This is a genomic window from Rossellomorea aquimaris (assembly GCF_001877785.1).
GTDB classification, from domain to species: Bacteria; Bacillota; Bacilli; order Bacillales; family Bacillaceae_B; genus Rossellomorea; species Rossellomorea aquimaris_A.
Map to the genome: position 1 here is coordinate 113,045 of NZ_MINN01000161.1, position 17,404 is coordinate 130,448.

17 protein-coding genes are annotated in these 17,404 nt (G+C 46.4%); 12 read left to right on the top strand and 5 right to left on the bottom strand.

Going from position 1 to position 17,404, the window contains the following annotated elements; translation table 11 throughout:
* Positions 1-61: 61 nt before the first annotated feature.
* Together BHE18_RS22490 and BHE18_RS22495 are read right to left on the bottom strand one after the other, a co-directional pair.
* On the bottom strand, positions 62-862 hold the full coding sequence (locus BHE18_RS22490) for a cytochrome c oxidase assembly protein (protein WP_071620700.1): 801 nt from the start codon (positions 860-862) through the stop codon (positions 62-64).
* The gene (locus BHE18_RS22495; RefSeq protein ID WP_071620701.1) at positions 859-1,335 is read right to left on the bottom strand and encodes a DUF2243 domain-containing protein; all 477 of its coding nucleotides are present in this window, start codon (positions 1,333-1,335) and stop codon (positions 859-861) included. The genes BHE18_RS22490 and BHE18_RS22495 overlap by 4 nt, the downstream gene beginning before the upstream one ends.
* 200 nt (positions 1,336-1,535) lie before the next feature.
* Between BHE18_RS22495 and BHE18_RS22500 the strand changes: the two genes are divergently transcribed.
* A complete protein-coding gene (locus tag BHE18_RS22500) occupies positions 1,536-1,997 on the top strand; it encodes a GNAT family N-acetyltransferase (protein ID WP_141771975.1) in 462 nt (153 codons plus the stop codon).
* A 48-nt stretch (positions 1,998-2,045) separates the two neighbouring features.
* Here the strand turns inward: BHE18_RS22500 and BHE18_RS22505 are convergent, their stop codons facing one another.
* Positions 2,046-4,115, bottom strand: coding sequence for a transglycosylase domain-containing protein (locus BHE18_RS22505; protein WP_071620723.1), 2,070 nt, complete (start codon positions 4,113-4,115; stop codon positions 2,046-2,048).
* Positions 4,116-4,781: 666 nt separating this feature from the next.
* Here BHE18_RS22505 and speE point away from each other — a divergent pair.
* The 11 genes from speE (at position 4,782) to BHE18_RS22560 (ending at position 14,584) form a co-directional block, all read left to right on the top strand.
* Positions 4,782-5,612 (top strand): spermidine synthase, encoded by an 831-nt coding sequence (gene speE / locus BHE18_RS22510; protein ID WP_071620702.1) that lies wholly within the window; start codon positions 4,782-4,784, stop codon positions 5,610-5,612.
* 99 nt (positions 5,613-5,711) lie between these two features.
* Positions 5,712-6,584: an agmatinase gene (gene speB / locus BHE18_RS22515; RefSeq protein ID WP_071620724.1), complete on the top strand. Its 873-nt coding sequence runs from the start codon at positions 5,712-5,714 to the stop codon at positions 6,582-6,584.
* A 483-nt stretch (positions 6,585-7,067) separates the two neighbouring features.
* Positions 7,068-7,508, top strand: a complete 441-nt coding sequence (locus BHE18_RS22520) for a DUF1934 domain-containing protein (protein ID WP_071620703.1) — start codon at positions 7,068-7,070, stop codon at positions 7,506-7,508.
* 4 nt (positions 7,509-7,512) lie between these two features.
* Entirely contained in the window at positions 7,513-9,183 is a 1,671-nt protein-coding gene (gene argS / locus BHE18_RS22525) for an arginine--tRNA ligase (protein WP_071620704.1), read from the top strand.
* Positions 9,184-9,297: 114 nt separating this feature from the next.
* Positions 9,298-9,477 (top strand): XapX domain-containing protein, encoded by a 180-nt coding sequence (locus tag BHE18_RS22530; RefSeq protein ID WP_032086963.1) that lies wholly within the window; start codon positions 9,298-9,300, stop codon positions 9,475-9,477.
* Between the two features lie 155 nt (positions 9,478-9,632).
* Complete coding sequence (locus BHE18_RS22535) at positions 9,633-10,676, top strand: ArsR/SmtB family transcription factor (protein WP_071620705.1); 1,044 nt, start codon at positions 9,633-9,635, stop codon at positions 10,674-10,676.
* Positions 10,673-11,893, top strand: coding sequence for an MFS transporter (locus tag BHE18_RS22540; RefSeq protein ID WP_071620706.1), 1,221 nt, complete (start codon positions 10,673-10,675; stop codon positions 11,891-11,893). Before BHE18_RS22535 ends, BHE18_RS22540 begins: the two co-directional genes overlap by 4 nt.
* A gap of 163 nt (positions 11,894-12,056) precedes the next feature.
* Entirely contained in the window at positions 12,057-12,602 is a 546-nt protein-coding gene (locus BHE18_RS22545) for a hypothetical protein (RefSeq protein WP_071620707.1), read from the top strand.
* Positions 12,603-12,780: 178 nt separating this feature from the next.
* Positions 12,781-13,356 carry a sigma-70 family RNA polymerase sigma factor gene (locus tag BHE18_RS22550; protein WP_071620708.1) on the top strand — a complete coding sequence of 192 codons (576 nt, stop codon included), beginning with the start codon at positions 12,781-12,783 and terminating at the stop codon, positions 13,354-13,356.
* Positions 13,304-13,975, top strand: a complete 672-nt coding sequence (locus tag BHE18_RS22555) for a hypothetical protein (RefSeq protein WP_141771976.1) — start codon at positions 13,304-13,306, stop codon at positions 13,973-13,975. Before BHE18_RS22550 ends, BHE18_RS22555 begins: the two co-directional genes overlap by 53 nt.
* Positions 13,976-14,029: 54 nt before the next feature.
* Positions 14,030-14,584, top strand: coding sequence for a hypothetical protein (locus tag BHE18_RS22560; protein ID WP_071620710.1), 555 nt, complete (start codon positions 14,030-14,032; stop codon positions 14,582-14,584).
* 256 nt (positions 14,585-14,840) lie between these two features.
* Here the strand turns inward: BHE18_RS22560 and uvsE are convergent, their stop codons facing one another.
* Positions 14,841-15,794 (bottom strand): UV DNA damage repair endonuclease UvsE, encoded by a 954-nt coding sequence (gene uvsE, locus BHE18_RS22565; RefSeq protein WP_071620711.1) that lies wholly within the window; start codon positions 15,792-15,794, stop codon positions 14,841-14,843.
* Positions 15,795-15,806: 12 nt separating this feature from the next.
* The gene (gene cls, locus BHE18_RS22570) at positions 15,807-17,012 is read right to left on the bottom strand and encodes a cardiolipin synthase (RefSeq protein WP_083573940.1); all 1,206 of its coding nucleotides are present in this window, start codon (positions 17,010-17,012) and stop codon (positions 15,807-15,809) included.
* Positions 17,013-17,404: the final 392 nt, after the last annotated feature.

Genomic DNA, 17,404 nt, shown 5'->3' on the forward strand with positions numbered 1-17,404 from the left:
GAAAATACCCAAGTTCCGGTATTTTCTTGTCTGTTTAGCAACAAAGTTTACGAAAAGAGCTTTATAGATTGGTAACAGCCGGTTTTGGCCTTGAGGCCTTGTACCATTGCAGGCAAAGGATGAAAATAAGGATGATATCGATGGCATCCCCTCCATAATACATAAGTATGCTCCCGGATTCTGCTTGATCTGCCGGGACTCCCTCAGGCGGCCGGGCATAAATGATCTTTGAAAGGATGCCGTGGGCAGCAAGGGCAGAGAGCAATGCCGCAGCCCGGTATGCATAGCTTTTACGGTGCGGGATTGGATCGATATAGATCAAACTGACCGTGAAAAGGAAGCCGGCGAGGAATACGTGCAGATGAATGAAAATATGCAGCGGGATATTCTCGTGCATGGCGCTGTACAGGCTCGTGGTGTATAGAAGCCACAAGGCCCCTATATTCAGGAACGAAGCAAAAAAAGGGTCGCTTAAAACATTTAGCGGCCTGCTTTTTAACAACTGCGAGAGCTTTCTTGCTTTATCCCTTGGAAGGGTGCGCAATGTGAGCATCATCGGTGCAGCCAGTACCATTAAGAGCGGAGCAAGCATGCCGAGGAACAGATGGCCGAGCATATGTGCCTGAAAATCATGATGTGCCTTCTCTGCAAGGGGACCGGCAACGGCAGCAATGGCCAGAAAAACTCCTGCGGACCAGGAAACCGTTCGGTATAATGGCCATTTTTTAAAGCGGCGGTTTGAACGGATTACTGCCCACACATAAAGGAAGAGGGCACAAACAAAAGGAAGGGCCAAGATCAATTGAGGTCCGGGCCCCAAAAGGCTGCGGGCAGCTTCTTCGTGGACGTGATTCATGCTCATCGGCTGAGTTCCGCCTTCGCCTTCCTGCCTGTACGGATCGTCACCATGATGCCGGCAATCAGCAGTGCAAGGGCAATGCTATTCCAAATTAAATCGTAAACGAACACATTTTCAACATAGCGGATTTCATGAATGCGCATGATTTTATGCTGGATCGTACCGTCGTACAATTGGAATCCGCCGGTGCCGAGCAGGATGCCGCCCCACCATCTCGCCTGCCAATAGGCGTTCCTCCGCCTCAGGTCCGCAAAAAGAAAAAATCCGCCGATTGTGGCAAACCAGCTGAATGCATGGAAGAATCCATCCGATACCAAGCCGATATCCGTGGTGGATCTGTCATAAAAATGATGCCAGTGAAGCAGCTGATGGAAGACCGTCTCATCAATGAATGCCACCAGGCCGAGCCCGCATAGGAATCCCGATAACAGATTCCGTCCGGAGTAAATGCTCCGTGTTCCCAGAACTTTAACCATCGCCAAACCTCCCCTTGATTTCTTGTCACCATTATTCCCTCATAAAAAAGCGATAAACTAAAGACCGGAAAAACCTCCTCAACGTAAAGACGCGAAAACATAAGGAAAACTTAAGCATAAAGATAATGATATTCTAATTAACTTATGACAGCTTGCCGGGTACGATAGTAGTAGATTGTTACAAAGAAGGAGTGGCAGAGGTGGAGAGGGAGATTACATTCAGATTAGCCGCAGCAGAGGACTTGGACCGGATTGTCCAGATGCTTGCGGACGATGTATTGGGAAAAGAAAGGGAATGTTATGCGGATCCCCTGCCGGAAGGGTATCTGAAAGCCTTTCAGGCGATCGAGTCAGATCCGCACAATGAACTGACAGTGGCTTGTCACGACAAAGAAATCATAGGTGTCATGCAGATAACGTTCACGCCATATCTTACCCATCAGGGAAGCTGGCGGGCGACAATCGAGGGCGTGAGGACGTCTTCCGCGGTACGCGGGCAGGGAGTCGGATCCAAGATGATCAACTGGGCGGTCGGACGTGCCCGTGAACGCGGCTGCAGCCTTGTCCAGCTCACAACGGACAAACAGCGCGGCGACGCTCTCAGGTTCTATCAGAACCTCGGGTTCAGAGCGACACATGAAGGATTGAAAATGAAACTCTGACAGACTGAAGGCCCGTTCCCGGGTGCGGGAGCGGGCCTTTTATCAAGATTAGAAAATCCAATCTTTAAGTTTTTTGTACCAAGGTTTACTGTCTTTTTTCGACGGCTGTTTTTCTTGCGGTGCTTCTTTTTCTCCGGGGTGTTCCTTGCAGTATTCGGTCGGTTCCGTACCCTTCACGAAATAAGTGAAGCGCTGGACAGGGCAATCCTTGGTGGCAAGCTTGCCGTTATGGGGATTGACCGCGACGCCGACGACGCCCTTGGTCGGCTTGAATGCCTTGACGGGTTCGTCCTTCAGGGCTTCCTCCATGAAATTCACCCATATTTTCTTCGCGTATAGCTTATCGTCCACAATCGAGATGTCTTTCCCTTTGTCATAACCGGTCCATACTCCCGCAGTCAGCTGAGGGGAGAAGCCGATCATCCAGTTGTCGGTGTTGGTCGTCCCGGATTTACCCGCATAGTGCCTGGTCGCGTCTTTGCGGATCTGGATCCCGGTGACGGTCGAGTAATCATTCAGTTTCGGATCGAAAATCCCGCTCAGCATATGCGTCATCACGAACGCCTTGTCGGGATCCAGCACCTGTTCCTTTTTCACTTCTTTTTCATAAATGACCTTCCCCGACCAGTCTTCGACCCGGGTGATGAACACCGGCTTCACTTTGTAGCCGCCGTTCGCGAATAGATTGTAGGCGTTCACCATGTCGATCACCCTTGCCCCAGAGGTCCCGAGGGCGGAGGACGGATACTTCTTGACCGGGGTGGTAAGACCGAATTTCTCTTTCGCCGTTTTCACCAGGGTATCCTGGCCCGTGAATAGATGCGTCTTCACGGCATAGACGTTATCGGAAAGCGCGATCGCCTGGGCAAGCGTGATATCATCATTTGCGTATTTATTATTGTAGTTGTGCGGCGCGTATTTTTTATTTTCGTCAAATGTGAACGTCGTGAGCTCGCTTTTCATCGTTGTGGCAGGGGTGAAGCCCTGGTCGAGTGCGGAATAGTACAGGAGCGGCTTTATCGTCGAGCCCGGCTGGCGGATCGCCTGGACCGCCCGGTTGAATGGACTCTCCTCATAGCTCCTGCCCCCGATCATCGCGGTGACGTAGCCGTTCTTCGGATTCATCGAGACAAACCCGAGCTGAATGTCGGATCCTTCCCCGATCTGTTCATCGACCACTTTTTCGGCGATTTCCTGATGCTTCGTGTTCAGCGTCGTGAACACTTTGAGTCCGCCCATCTCGATCGTTCGCTCATCCAGCCCCAATTCTGTGCGGAGGATATTTTTCACCACATCCTGAAAATAAGGGGCCGTCTCCACCGTTTGATGGGCGTGTTCCCCGGTGATTTTGACCGGCTTTGCCTTCGCGATTTCACTTTCCTCTCTCGTGATGAATCCGTCTTCTCTCATGGAATCCAGGATGAGCTCCTGACGGCTCTTCGCATGCTCGGCTGATTTGAGAGGCGAATAGTAGGAAGGCGCTTTCGGGATCCCGGCAAGCAGGGACGCCTCGGCAAGCGTCAGCCGGTCGGCATCCTTCCCGAAATAATACTGGCTTGCGGCCTGGACGCCGTAGGCACCATGACCGTAATAAATCGTATTCAGATACCCTTCAAGGATTTCTTTCTTGCTGTAATTCATTTCGATCCGGAGGGTATAAAGGGCTTCCGAGACCTTCCGCTTCCACGTTTTATCATGCGTCAAAAAGAGATTTCGGGCATACTGCTGGGAAATGGTGCTTGCCCCCTGGACCTTGCCCATCGCCTTTATATCGGCAAGTGCGGCCCCTGCTATCCTCTTTAAATCAAATCCGTAATGCTGGTAAAAATTCTTGTCTTCTATTGAAATTGTCGCCTCGATAAGTGCCGGTGAAACCTTTTCGAGATCCACCCAGTAGCGCTTTTCCCCGGTATTCGTCTCGCCAATCACCTTGCCGTCCTCCCCGTAAATCAGCGTGGACTGAGGCACCGCAAGCGGAGGGGGACCCTGGAACTTCGCGTACGTCAGCACCCCGATCAGCCCGATGAGCATAAGGACAGATAAGAAAAGAGACAAAATAACGGCCGCTCTCACATATTTTTTTGTTTTCTCCAATCCAGCACGAGTCATCAGTTCCATCCCCGATCCCGCCTTCTCTATAAAATAGTTTTCTATGAAAATCCATTCCCGCTCCGCCGCCCCGTCAGTCACGATGCACAGGACTTCCCGCAATCTTCAGCTATATATATTCAGTATGAAAGGTTTGAAGAGTTTTTAAACATGAACCAGATAGAAAAAATTTCACTTGAATTTTTGCTAGATTCCACTATACTTTTTCTCATGTTTGTATTTATCATGATAGGGAAGGATAAAAATGACGTCTGACCGTGACGTTATTTATTTTGTAATCAACACCTGTGATGTTAAGTGACTTTTCCATTTGGAAGGTTAAGTATATTTGATAATTTGCAGTAACAGGTTTTCAGCTAGAATAAACATAATAGCTATTTAGTAATTAAACGGATCCAGCTTTTGATTGGAGTGGAAGACGCAGACTCCTATCAGAAAAGCGGAGGGGCTTTGCTCAGAGGCGTGTGGCATAAGGCGAAGAGGTCACGAAGGCGTTCTTTTCCTTCTTGGCCGGTTTGACTTATGACATGTGCTTCTAAGCCCCGCAGCTGGACAGTCCCTCCCAAATGAAAAAGCAGGAGGCTCACCAACCGCCCGCGGAAAGCGGAGTCTTCCACGGAAATCAATAAGCGGCGATTAAGGGCCTATAAAAAACAAAGAAGGGAAGTAGAAACAATGAGTGGACTTTGGTACACAGAAAAACAAACAGACAACTTCGGAATCACAATGAAAATCAAAAAGAGTTTACATACAGAACAAACGGATTTTCAATACCTCGAAATGGCCGAAACAGAAGAATGGGGCAACATGCTCTTCCTTGACGGCATGGTCATGACAAGCCAAAAAGACGAATTCGTCTACCACGAAATGGTTGCACACGTACCATTATTCACACACCCGAACCCTGAAAACGTACTGGTAGTAGGCGGCGGGGACGGCGGCGTCATCCGCGAAGTGCTGAAGCACCCAAGCGTGAAAAAAGCCGTATTGGTCGATATCGACGGAAAAGTCATCGAATACTCAAAGAAATACCTCCCGGAAATCGCGGGCGAGCTTGAAAACGAACGCGTCGACGTCCAGGTGGGCGACGGATTCATGCATATCGCGAAAAGTGAAAATGAATACGACGTCATCATGGTCGATTCCACTGAGCCTGTCGGGCCGGCTGTAAATCTATTCACCAAAGGTTTCTACGCGGGAATCTCGAAAGCTCTTAAAGAAGACGGGATCTTTGTCGCTCAATGTGACAACCCTTGGTTCAAAGCGGACCTTATCCGTCAGGTACAGCGTGATGTAAAGGAAATCTTCCCGGTTACGCGCCTGTACACAGCGAATATCCCGACATACCCGAGCGGCATGTGGGCATTCACGATCGGATCGAAAAAACACGACCCAATCGAAGTGCCGGAAGAGCGTTTCCACGAAATCCAGACTAAATACTACACACCGGAACTGCACAAAGCAGCATTCGTGCTTCCTAAATTCGTCAAAGACCTGACGGAATAATAGTAACGGATCAAAGACCGGGGTCCCCCGGTCTTGTATTGAATAAAGGAGGGACGGTCCACCAAATGTCCGCCCCCGATAGAGAAAGGTTTGAATATGATGCGTTTTGATGAAGCTTATTCAGGTAATGTATTTATTAAGAGCCACCCTTCATACGAAGAAAGCTCAGTCGTGCTTTACGGAATGCCTATGGACTGGACAGTGAGCTACCGTCCGGGTTCACGTTTCGGCCCGACGCGTATCCGTGAAGTGTCGATCGGACTTGAAGAATACAGTGCCTATCTAGACCGCGAGCTTGAAGAAGTGAAATTCTTCGATGCCGGTGACATTCCGCTTCCGTTCGGAAATGCCCAGCGCAGCATCGATATGATCGAGGATTACATCGACCAGCTCTTAGGCGACGGGAAAATCCCATTCGGCATGGGCGGGGAGCACCTCGTTTCATGGCCGGTCATGAAGGCGATCGCGAAGAAATATCCGGACCTGGCGATCATCCATATGGATGCCCACACGGATCTTCGCGAAGAGTACGAGGGAGAACCGCTTTCCCACTCGACCCCGATCCGCAAGATCGCCGAGCATATCGGACCCGAGAACGTCTATTCATTCGGGATCCGTTCCGGCATGAAGGAAGAATTCCAATGGGCGAAAGAAAACGGCATGCACATCTCGAAATTCGAAGTGCTCGAGCCGCTGAAGGGAATCCTTCCGACGCTCGCGGGACGCCCTGTCTACGTCACCATCGACATCGACGTCCTTGACCCGGCTCACGCACCCGGAACCGGAACCGTGGACTGCGGAGGCATCACATCCAAGGAGCTGCTTGCATCCATCCATGCAATCGCACACTCCGACATCAACGTAGTAGGCGCCGACCTAGTCGAAGTAGCCCCAATCTACGACAACTCCGAACAAACAGCCAACACAGCCAGCAAACTCATCCGTGAAATGCTCCTTGGTTGGGTGAAATAATTTCTATAAAAATAGGATTGCCTTCTTGAAAGGTGATCCTATTTCTTTTATCAATTTTTAAAAAGGTGTTGGGGTGGCAATTGACCTTCCCTTATCTAATAGACAAGGAGTGGGGGGAAATGACCATCCTTCAGAAGGGTTAGAGTAAACCGACTCCAGCAGTTTATTGGAGTGGAAGACGCAGACTCCTGCGGGAAAAGCGAGTTAGGTGAGACCCCGCAGGCGGAGCCGAGGAGGCTCACCAACCGCCCGCGGAAAGCGAAGTCTTCCACGGAAATAAACTGCGGCAATCAAAGGGAGGTAATTGTGTCTTTGAGGAGTGATATAACCTGACTTTCACAAACTTCCAACCCAAAACTCACCCCCACTCATTGCATTTTCCCCCAATACTTCTTATACTTAATAAGTTAGAGGAAGACCGTCCGCCAGTCAGGACGGACAAATTCCAGATCGGACCCTAAATAAGAAAAGGATGTGAGTGGTTTGACAGATTTCAACAGTGAATCCACGCCTGTCAAAATTCACTTAAAAACAACTATCACAGTCGGTGAAGAAAGCGACGCTTTTGAGCTCGTCTCATTCGGGCGATACTATGAAAAAGGGGACGCCTTTTTCCTTAAGTATGACGAAGTCCAGGAAGAAGGGACCACCCACACGATCGTCAAGGTCACCGACACCCAGGCACTGATCCTGAGGAGCGGTGCCGTCAAAATGCGAATGGTGTTCAACGAAGAGGAAGAGATGAACGGCTCTTATGAAAGCGAGCTCGGCACACTCTTGCTGACGACAAAAACTAAGAAACTTTCACATACGAAAAATCTCTCCAGGACGGAAGGGGATTTCAACCTTTCCTATGAGCTGATCATGCAGGGCAGCCCGGTCGGGGATTATGAGATGTCGATCAATTTTAAGGAGGAAGAATAGGCGCATGAATATCGTCGAGAAAGTACAAGAAAACCTGAAATCCGAAATCAAGGCAGCGGTCCTGAAAGCGGGGCTCGCTTCAGAGGACCAGCTTCCAGACATCATCCTGGAGACGCCGAAGGATAAGTCACACGGGGACTACTCCACCAACATGGCGATGCAGCTGGCGCGTGTCGCGAAAAAAGCTCCGCGAATGATCGCGGAAGACATCATGAAGAACTTCGATCAGTCAAAGGCTTCCATTGAAAAAATGGACATCGCCGGTCCTGGTTTCATCAACTTCTTCATGAACAATGACTACTTGACGGATCTCATCCCGATGATCCTCGATCAGGATCACGAATACGGCCAGTCTGATGCCGGTAATGGCGAACGCGTCAACGTCGAGTTCGTTTCGGCGAATCCGACAGGCGACCTTCACCTCGGCCATGCCCGCGGTGCCGCAGTCGGTGATTCACTCTGCAACGTGCTTGAAAAAGCAGGCTATAATGTCACGCGCGAGTACTACATCAATGACGCCGGGAACCAGATCCATAATCTTGCGAAATCTGTGGAGGCACGCTACTTCCAGGCGCTCGGGCAGGATGCGGCGATGCCTGAAGACGGATATCACGGCGCCGACATCATCGGAATCGGGAAGCAGCTTGCCGAGGAATACGGTTCCAAGTATGTGGAAGCAAGCGAAGACGAGCGCTACAAATTTTTCCGTGATTACGGCTTGAAAGTGGAAATGTCCAAGCTTCAGAAGGACCTTGAGATGTTCCGCGTGCCGTTCAATGTGTGGTACTCAGAAACCTCCCTTTACGAAAACGGAAAAATCGACGCTGCGCTCTCCAAACTGCGTGAAAACGGACATGTGTACGAAGAAGACGGAGCGACTTGGTTCCGTTCGACCGAACTTGGCGACGATAAGGACCGCGTGCTGATCAAGAATGATGGAACATACACGTACCTGACTCCTGACATCTCATACCACCAGGATAAATTCGAGCGCGGCCATGATGTGCTCATCAACATCTGGGGAGCGGACCACCACGGTTATATCCCTCGTATGAAAGCGGCGGTAGAGGCACTTGGTTTTGACCGCGAAAAGCTTGAAGTGGCCGTGATCCAGCTCGTCCATCTTTACAAAAACGGCGAGAAGATGAAGATGAGCAAACGTACCGGTAAAGCCGTGACGATGCGTGAACTGGTTGAAGAAGTCGGCCTCGATGCCGTTCGTTACTTCTTCGCGATGAGAAGCGCGGATACGCACATGGACTTCGACCTTGATCTTGCAGTGTCCCAGTCCAATGAAAACCCTGTATATTATGCTCAATATGCGCATGCACGCATCTGTTCGATCCTGCGTCAGGCTGAAGAATCCGGTCTTGCTTCCGAGGACCGCATCGACCTTAGCCTGATCGGAACGGAAAAAGAAATCGATCTATTGAAGAAGCTCGGTGAATTCCCGCAGATGATCGCTGATGCAGCCGAAAAGCGCACACCGCACCGTGTCGCGAACTACATCAACGATCTTGCTTCGGCATTCCACAGCTTCTACAATGCGAACAAGGTGCTGGATGACGAAAACCGCGAGCTGACAACAGCCCGCCTGGCACTAGTCAAAGCCGTGCGCGTCACGCTTCAAAACGCACTTGCCCTTATCGGGGTAGCTGCACCTGAAAAAATGTAATGGCTCGAAGGCCCATCCCTCGCTGCTTTAACGCAGAGAAGGACGGGCCTTCTTTTTAATATTTTCCTCCTCATAACGTATAATAATGGGTAGACATAGTTTAGGAGGTACCTCATGAAGACAGTTGTGCTGGCCATTGTGACCGGTTTTTTGGTAGGATTCATCTTTGCCCTGTTCAAGCTTCCAATCCCCGCTCCGCCTGCCCTCGCAGGAATCGCCGGAATTGTAGGGATATACTTGGGCTTCAAGGCATTCATGGCGATTCAGCCGTGGATTGAATCGGTATTTAAGTGAGTTTTACATAATAGAAGTGTCCCTGTTGTAAAAGTCCGGATCCCGATGGCTCCGGGCTTTTGTAATTTTTTTGAATTTTTTGTTCAAATAATATTGAATATTATATTCGAAAATATTAGAATTAAGTCAATGAAGAAAAAAGGAGGCTATTTATTTTGAAACATTTACTGCAATCAGATGAAGTGGAAACCATATCCCTGGAGGTGGAATGGTCACCTGTATGGGAAGTCATCCTTGGCATCTCAGGATATACACATAAGCAGCTCAGGCACACCTTCGACATGGACAGGGAGTGGGCAGAAGCCTCATCTTCCATGCCTCCAACTTTGGTGAAGAGCCTGAATGAAATCGAAAAAACGAACTTCTGGTACGCCCTCATTATGCTTCAAGATCAATTTTCCGCAGAGACCGTTCAAGATTTTTCGAACAGCCTGACGGAGCTTCCAGCGGTTGATTTTTATAAAACCGTGCTGCCGTATAAAAGCCGAAATCTTGAGACGATGAGATCGGAAACAGCTAAACAGCATACGAAACTCGATCTGTTTGAGCAATACGCTGCAAATTTTGAAGGTCATGAATTTTTACGGGGATATATAAGTCATCTTGGGCGGTATTCCTATGAGGTACTCAGGGATCTGCTGATCACCATCTTGGATGAATGGCACAGCTGGATCAGTCAAAACGAAGACTGGGAAAAGTGGGTCAAGGCACTGGATTATGAGAGTAAGCAGCATCGCAGCCTTGATGCAAGAAATTCTGTAGAGGAAATTGAAAGAGTGACGGACGGGGTGAACTACCTCCCGGAACCCGGGGTATGGAAGGTCAAACTGATTCCCCATGCAGCCTACAGACCGTGGATATTGGAAAAACGGACCCAGGATACAAAGATTTTTTTCTATCCGTTAAAAGATGATTACCTTGCATCCCCGGGAGAGCCCTCACCGGAATTAGTCCGCGGCCACAAAGCCCTGGGGGACGAGCTCCGTCTGAAGCTGCTGTATCAGCTTATGAAAGGACCGATGTCGCTGCAGGAATTGAGTGTTCAGTTTCAAACGTCTAAAACATCGCTCCATCATCAACTCTCACTGTTAAAAGCGGCAAAATTTGTGGCGGCTGATAAAGGGGTTTATTCAGTGAACCCGCACAGGATCGGAGCTTTTTCAGAAAAACTGAATCAATTCCTGGATTCCAAAAGATGAAGAAATACTCCAGATCATTCAAGGCGCTTTGGGCAGGGGAAGTCATTTCGGAATTCGGCGGGGCGGCCGGAGGGATCATTAACGGATTGCTGTTATTTGAATTGACAGGCTCAAAAGAATGGATGGGCATCCTCTGGCTCGTTTACTTTATTCCTTCTCTGGTTTTACAGGGAATCAGTGCCCCGTTTCTTAACCATATCGTTAAAGAAAAGATGCTGAAGAGGATCCAATTGATCCGTGCATTTGCTTATCTGCTTCCCCTGGCAGGCTATTTGACCGGCTCCAAGCTCGGGATCATTTCAGGATTAGTCCTGCTGCAATGCCTGCTGGGAATGATGCAGCCCATTTACGCAAGCCTGTCCTTTTCTTTACTGCCCGATATTTGCAAGGAGGAAGAGCTCGCAGATGCAAACGGCTTACTCGACGGCACCATCAGGCTGATGAGTTTTCTTGCCCCGGGAGCCACTTCCTTATTACTTGTGGCCATCCCGATGCATTTCATCTATGGTTTTTCCTGCGTCATGTTTCTTGCCAGTTATTTCGCACTGACGCAAATACCTCAAACCAGTACAAAAAAAGTGGCCGCATGGACAAAGAAATTCTGGTGGGAAGAGATGAAGGAGGGATACAAAACCTTCTTTCAATATCCCCATCTCCTGCGCCTGATCATTCTTTCCTCTGCTGTACAGTTCGCAGTAGGGGCAGCTTTGGTGTTGAGTGTCCCCTTCATTCGCGGCGTTCTGAATGGCGAGACCTGGCACTATGGGATTTTTTCAGGCGCCTTTCCCGTCGGATATGCCCTCGGCATGCTTTTACTGACCCGTGTACCGAAAAACGCGCAAACGATGTATGTGGGCTTGATAGGCGGCGGCCTTTCCTTCGTATTCTTGTATTACGTCCACTCGATCCCGTTAGCGTGGCTCTGTGAATTATTCGGCGGCCTGATCTTTCCCTTGTTCAATGCCCAGAATGCCGCTCAGTTTCAAAAGGAATCCCCAAGAGACCGCCTGTCACAGTTGAGTGCTGTGAGACTCCTTTTCATCAGGGTGACGATGCCTTTGGGGATCTTGTTTGCCTCTTCAGCAGTTTCCAGTACAAGAGAGACCTATATGTTTGTTGGACTGGTCATCGTCATACCAGGATTATATTATTTTGTCACTTCATTTTTTCGGAGAGAGTCCCGGCTGCCTGTGGAAGAAAACAAGAAGATTGGGTGATGAAAAGCAGCACAAATTCTCCCCTCGAAACCTATAGATTTTAAGAAAAATCAGATGTAATGGTTTGAAAATGAAAAATATATCCTTTTAAGTGAGTTACATTTTATTAAGAACACTATGTTATGTTTTTAATAAGGGATTTACTTAGAATGGAGGAAGTCTAGTGAGTAAGGACGTTATTCAAACAAAATTTCAAGTTTCGTTGAAAGATTGTATTGATGTTATAAGAAATTTTCCAGCATTCAGGTTTTCGTATTTTTTTATACTTCTATTAGTGCCGGTTGTGTTAATTTTCAACTACATCACTATTAGTATTCCGGCAAACCAAGACTCATTGATTAATTTGATTATCCTCTGCGTGATTTTTCTAATCGGAGTCCATATACTTATGAAAGGGATGGAAAAAGTACTGGCAATAAGATTGTACAGAACTTTAAAAAAGAGTGGTGCATCTCAACTTATTGTAGGAATTGACAAACAGACCTTAGAGTTTGTTTTAGGGGCAAAACAGAATAGGCAAACTATCAATAAAAAATATGTTGTAATCTCTACACCCAAAAAATATTTATTTTATGAAGGAAAAGGAGTTAAACCCTTAATGTTCTTTTTGCCTAAAAGAGGCAGTGCAGCTCATGAACAAGTAGTAAATGAAATCATAGAGATTGTCCATAAACAAGAAAAAGTTCCTCTCAAGGAGAGAAAAAGATGACCGTCAATTGACGAGTCTTTATAGTTTCTTTTGAGTGCCAATATTTCTCTAAAGAGGAGGCGATTGCCATAAAAAGGGTGATCGTCTTTTATTATGAAAAAAAAAATTTGTAAATTATTCAACGAATGTGAAAGTGAAATCGTCTAATGAATAATTAATAAGAAAGGGGGTTACTGCTATGAATTATCACGGACCTACGCCAAATGATGACTTATTCGCATATATATTCAAAGAGTATAGTGACGATGTTTATCGTTTAATCTTTACATACGTAAAAAAGAAAGAGATAGCGGAAGATTTAGTACAAGAAGTTTTTATAAAATGCTATAAGAATATTGATGATTTTAAAGGTAACTCTTCTGTTAAAACGTGGATCATAAGTATTGCCATTAATCAATGCAAAGACTATCTGAGAAGTGCTTATTCAAGGTATGTATACCTTAGTGATAAAATATCTTCCCTTGCCAAAGGAAATACCAAAACACCTGAGGATCTAGTTTTGGAGAATAACGAGAAAGATCTCCTGACAAAAGAAATTTTGAGTTTACCAATAAAATTTCGTGAAGTTATTTATCTCTACTATTTTCAAGAATTAAAAATTAGAGAAATAGCCGATGTGTTGGGTGTAAACGAAAATACAATGAAATCAAGGCTGTCCCGAGCGAAAGAACTAGTAAAGAAAAATATACAAGGAGGGAGTAATGAGGATGGAGAGAAATATCAAAGAACTAGTCAAGGAATCACCTTTGAATAAAATTAGTTTGAGCAATGAGAGGAAAATGGAAATGTTTCATCAGATAAAAAGTGGGGCTAAGGAAAAAAAGGCAATCAAAAATAGATTTATATTCGCTCCTCTACTCTCAACTGTCTTTGTAGCAGCTTGTATATCAATCTTTGGATATTATGGAAGTACAGAATTGAGGCTCCTCGAAAATAAAAATGGCAATAGTAATTTAGAGTTATATGAAGTTGATATAAAGAAGCCAGCTTTATTGGGTGAGAATTATAAATTTCCTACAAAGCTCCCGTTTATAGTTGAAGGGGTAACAACCAATACAAGAGATGACTATTCATATGGAGAAATGATTAGTGTAAGGTTTGAGGGAGAGCAAGATCAAGTCCTCAGAGTTTTATTTTTTGAATCTGATAATGAAAAAAAACATCAACATTCCAGTGGTGAGAAGATAGAAAGTGGAGATATCATTGGTTATTATCACTCCGGGCTTTTGTTTAAAGATAATAAGCTTAACAGAAGTTCTTTTCATTGGTCAGAAAATGAAGAAACTGAGTACGATATTTATTATGATCCAGGTAAATCAGAAAGTATGCTTGATAAAAATGAATTGATGCAGATAGCCGAGTCATTCCAGTAAGAACAAAGGATTAGTTAGAAGGGTGATTGCTCCATAAGGTGGTCACCTTTAATTATGAAATATCAAATATTTAATTTGAGGGGAGAGGTAATTATTAAAAATAACTTTGATTTTTTTAGGTTTTTATTGATTTTAACATGTCTTTCATTTTTATTGTCAGCATGTAATTCTACAAAGGAAAATGAGGAGGAAGTGGAGACAATTCAAACCTATTTGGAAATTGAATTCACAGGACCTAGTGTTGAACTAATAAATGCCCTTGAGCAAGAGGGTGCATATCCTCCTGAATTACAACAATATGCAGAAGAAAACTATAAGTCTCTTGTTGCAGACTTAGAACAATTTGTTAATAGAAATTGGGTAATGACATATCAAAGGTTTGCGTATGAAAATGGGTACCGATTAGAGCCAACTAACATTGAAATACAGAAGACAGAGGATGACAGTGATGCTGCTGCCTACAATTATGAAGTTAAAGTGAGCTACAATAAGGATGAAAAAAATAACACAGCTAATGTAACAGGAAGAATTAACTTGAATGAAAATGGTGAAATTTCAATCATACGGAATGTGGATGATGGTGGATTATTAGAAAAATTGAAGCAATAAAGATCCTAGTAGATTTCCTTATTGATTGTGGTGTCCCACTACCTCTGAAATTCTTTTGAAGCCGGCAGCAACAATTCACTGAGTTTTCTGAGGTATATTAGGCTGCCTCGTCCTTAGGGGTGAGTTATTCCTTTAAAGGAGGCTTAGTAATAATAAAAAAGGCGATGCAATATAGTTTGCAAAGCCTCATATTGTCCCCAGCAAAATTTTTTCCCCCTTTAAACTAAATGGATTAGCAGAAGAAGTTGGTTCTGCTTCAAAACTCCAGCACACCCCCGCTGATCCGCTTGACACCCCGGATGGAGGCGAGGTCCTCGGTCAGTTTCAGCATGGCTAGGTCCTTGTACTTTGCTTCGATCATGAAGTCGACGTCCCGGCCAAATTTCTTCAGGGTTTTGAAAAATGGCTCCACGAAATCGGGGTTCACATAATCGGCGTGGGACCGGAACGCCTTATCCGATTTAGGCGAAGAAATATGTATCTTCGGAACAAGGTCGCGCCTGTCCCATGTCTTGAAAATATCCTCGAGACAATCCTCAAGCGGCAGACTGCCAAGATTCGCTTCATGATGGTGGATATCAAGCACCATCGGAATATCTTCCTTTTGACAGGCGGCAAGCGTCTCCTCCACATTGTACGTCTTGTCATCGTTCTCGAGCGTCATGATTTCCTTCACCTCGGGCGGGATCGCATTCAAGTTCTCATGAAACCGTTCGAGTGCTGCTTTTTTATCGCCGTAGGTCCCGCCGATATGAATATTGATCACCGACTCCTTTTCGATCCCCATGTACTCAAGCATCCGGTAATGATATACCATATCCTTTACGGCATTATCGGTGACATGCTGCTTCGGGCTTGTGAACAGCGTGAATTGATTCGGATGAAAGCTCGCCCTGATGCCGAAGGATTTGATGAGGTTCCCGAGCTCCTTCCATTCTTTTTTAAATGGAGAATGGAAGTCCCACTCGACATCCGGATGCGTCGCAAGGGGGACGAGGGAGCTCGAAAGCCGGTACAGCTCGATTTCATGAGCGGCACAATAGTAGAGGATCCGTTTTGTGTGTTCCAGATTCTTTCGGGTCACTTCAATGAGCTTCTCCATGCGTTCATCGTGGGGAAGCTCGGTGAACCGTCTGTAAGTCATTGTTTTGGAGGGGCTTGAATCCCAAAGGGCAAGGGAATTTGCCACGAATCCCAGTCTCACTTTCATGCTCAATCCCTCCTATAAAAGAATCGAAATCGCAGATGCCACTTTTTCCTTCATGCGTGTGAACACAGAAACGGACTGCAAGTCACTGGCAGTGAGCCTGTCCGATTCCTTGATATCCTTTGCAACTTCTTTTTTTAGTATATCAATAAAATGTTTGTCGTAAATCAGGTTGTTCAGTTCAAGATTGATGAAAAAACTGCGCTGGTCAAAATTCGCCGTCCCGATATCACAGAAATGATCGTCGACAATCATGAGCTTCCCGTGATAAAAACCGTTCATAAATTGATATACCAGCGCCCCTTTTTCAAGGAGCGTTCTGAAATAGGGGAAGGCCGCCTCTTTCACAAGGGCATGATCCGCCTGGTTCGGTACGATGATCTCCAGCTTTACGCCGCGGTCGAGAGCTCCGAGCAGCTTATCCATCAGAAGGCTGGTCGGGATGAAATAAGGGGTCCCGATGACGATGGAATGCTTCGCATCATCGATGAAATCCCCAAAAAATTTCTCGATATTGACACCCTCCGTCGGGAAAATACGGTGCATGATCCCGCCTTTGACTGCAGGCGGAAAGTAAAGGGGGTCGTTTCTTAACTCCTTCTGTGTCGCACGGTGCCAGTCGATACAGAACTCCGACTGAAGATCGAGGACACCTTCGCCATCGATCCTCATATGATAGTCCCTCCATGGGGACAGTTCCGGTTTGTCATTCTCATCGATGTATTCTTTCCCGACATTATATCCCCCAAGATAGCCGAGCTTTCCGTCAATCACCGTAATCTTCCGGTGATTTCGCTGCTGGGAGGAAAAGAAGAGATGAGGGAGCTTCACCTTTTGGGCGAAAGCGACTTCCGCACCCGCCTGCTTCAGCAGCTTTACTTTCGACTTCGGCACCTGCGAGCTTCCGATCTGATCCATAAGCAGCCTGACCTCTACGCCCTGTTTGGCCTTCTCCTCAAGCAGCTCTAAAAACCGGTGGCCGAGATGATCATTCTGGACAATATAAAACAAAATATGAATGGAAGATTCCGCATTCTTAATGTCCGCAAACATTTTATCGAACAATTCCGGTCCGCGGGAAATCAACGTTATATCACTATAACGCTCTTCGTAATTCCTTCTCGTCCGGGTGCGTATGAACCTGCTCCGCCCCAGCTTGAAATCGACAACCATCCAGGCGATCAAAGCCCCGATAATCAAAATCGCATAAACTAACCACATTCGAATCACTCTCTCATCGTCAATAAACTTAGTATGTCCGTCAATCTGCATTGTGTTCCATCTTTTTTATTTCCCTGAAACAACAAGCCGCGAAACCTTTTCTTGATACTTTTTGACTATGGAAGAAAAAGGGACTTGCGAATCATCCTCGCGTTTTGGAGCTTGCAGTCTGATTTTAAATAAAGCTACCATGCCAGCGTTGATTGGAGTGCAGGACGCAGATTCCTGCGGGAAAAGCGAGTTAGGTGAGACCCCGCAGGAGCGCAGCGACGAGGAGCATTCCTGTTATAAAGTAAATTGCGTTTATATCGAAGTTTTTGCGATGTGCATAAAAAAAGCCCCCTTGGTACGATAGAGAGTGTCATGCATGACCTCGAATTAAGTACCGAAGG

What these genes read in the sequence shown, in the direction of transcription:
- BHE18_RS22530 (WP_032086963.1), top strand. Translation starts at nt 9,298, where the DNA reads ATGAAGACAGTTGTGCTGGCCATTGTGACCGGTTTTTTGGTAGGATTC.
- speE (WP_071620702.1), top strand. Translation starts at nt 4,782, where the DNA reads ATGAGTGGACTTTGGTACACAGAAAAACAAACAGACAACTTCGGAATC.
- speB (WP_071620724.1), top strand. Translation starts at nt 5,712, where the DNA reads ATGCGTTTTGATGAAGCTTATTCAGGTAATGTATTTATTAAGAGCCAC.
- BHE18_RS22560 (WP_071620710.1), top strand. Translation starts at nt 14,030, where the DNA reads ATGAAATATCAAATATTTAATTTGAGGGGAGAGGTAATTATTAAAAAT.
- argS (WP_071620704.1), top strand. Translation starts at nt 7,513, where the DNA reads ATGAATATCGTCGAGAAAGTACAAGAAAACCTGAAATCCGAAATCAAG.
- BHE18_RS22490 (WP_071620700.1), bottom strand. Translation starts at nt 862, where the DNA reads ATGAGCATGAATCACGTCCACGAAGAAGCTGCCCGCAGCCTTTTGGGG.
- BHE18_RS22550 (WP_071620708.1), top strand. Translation starts at nt 12,781, where the DNA reads ATGAATTATCACGGACCTACGCCAAATGATGACTTATTCGCATATATA.
- BHE18_RS22495 (WP_071620701.1), bottom strand. Translation starts at nt 1,335, where the DNA reads ATGGTTAAAGTTCTGGGAACACGGAGCATTTACTCCGGACGGAATCTG.
- BHE18_RS22555 (WP_141771976.1), top strand. Translation starts at nt 13,304, where the DNA reads ATGAGGATGGAGAGAAATATCAAAGAACTAGTCAAGGAATCACCTTTG.
- uvsE (WP_071620711.1), bottom strand. Translation starts at nt 15,794, where the DNA reads ATGAAAGTGAGACTGGGATTCGTGGCAAATTCCCTTGCCCTTTGGGAT.
- cls (WP_083573940.1), bottom strand. Translation starts at nt 17,012, where the DNA reads ATGTGGTTAGTTTATGCGATTTTGATTATCGGGGCTTTGATCGCCTGG.
- BHE18_RS22540 (WP_071620706.1), top strand. Translation starts at nt 10,673, where the DNA reads ATGAAGAAATACTCCAGATCATTCAAGGCGCTTTGGGCAGGGGAAGTC.
- BHE18_RS22505 (WP_071620723.1), bottom strand. Translation starts at nt 4,115, where the DNA reads ATGGAACTGATGACTCGTGCTGGATTGGAGAAAACAAAAAAATATGTG.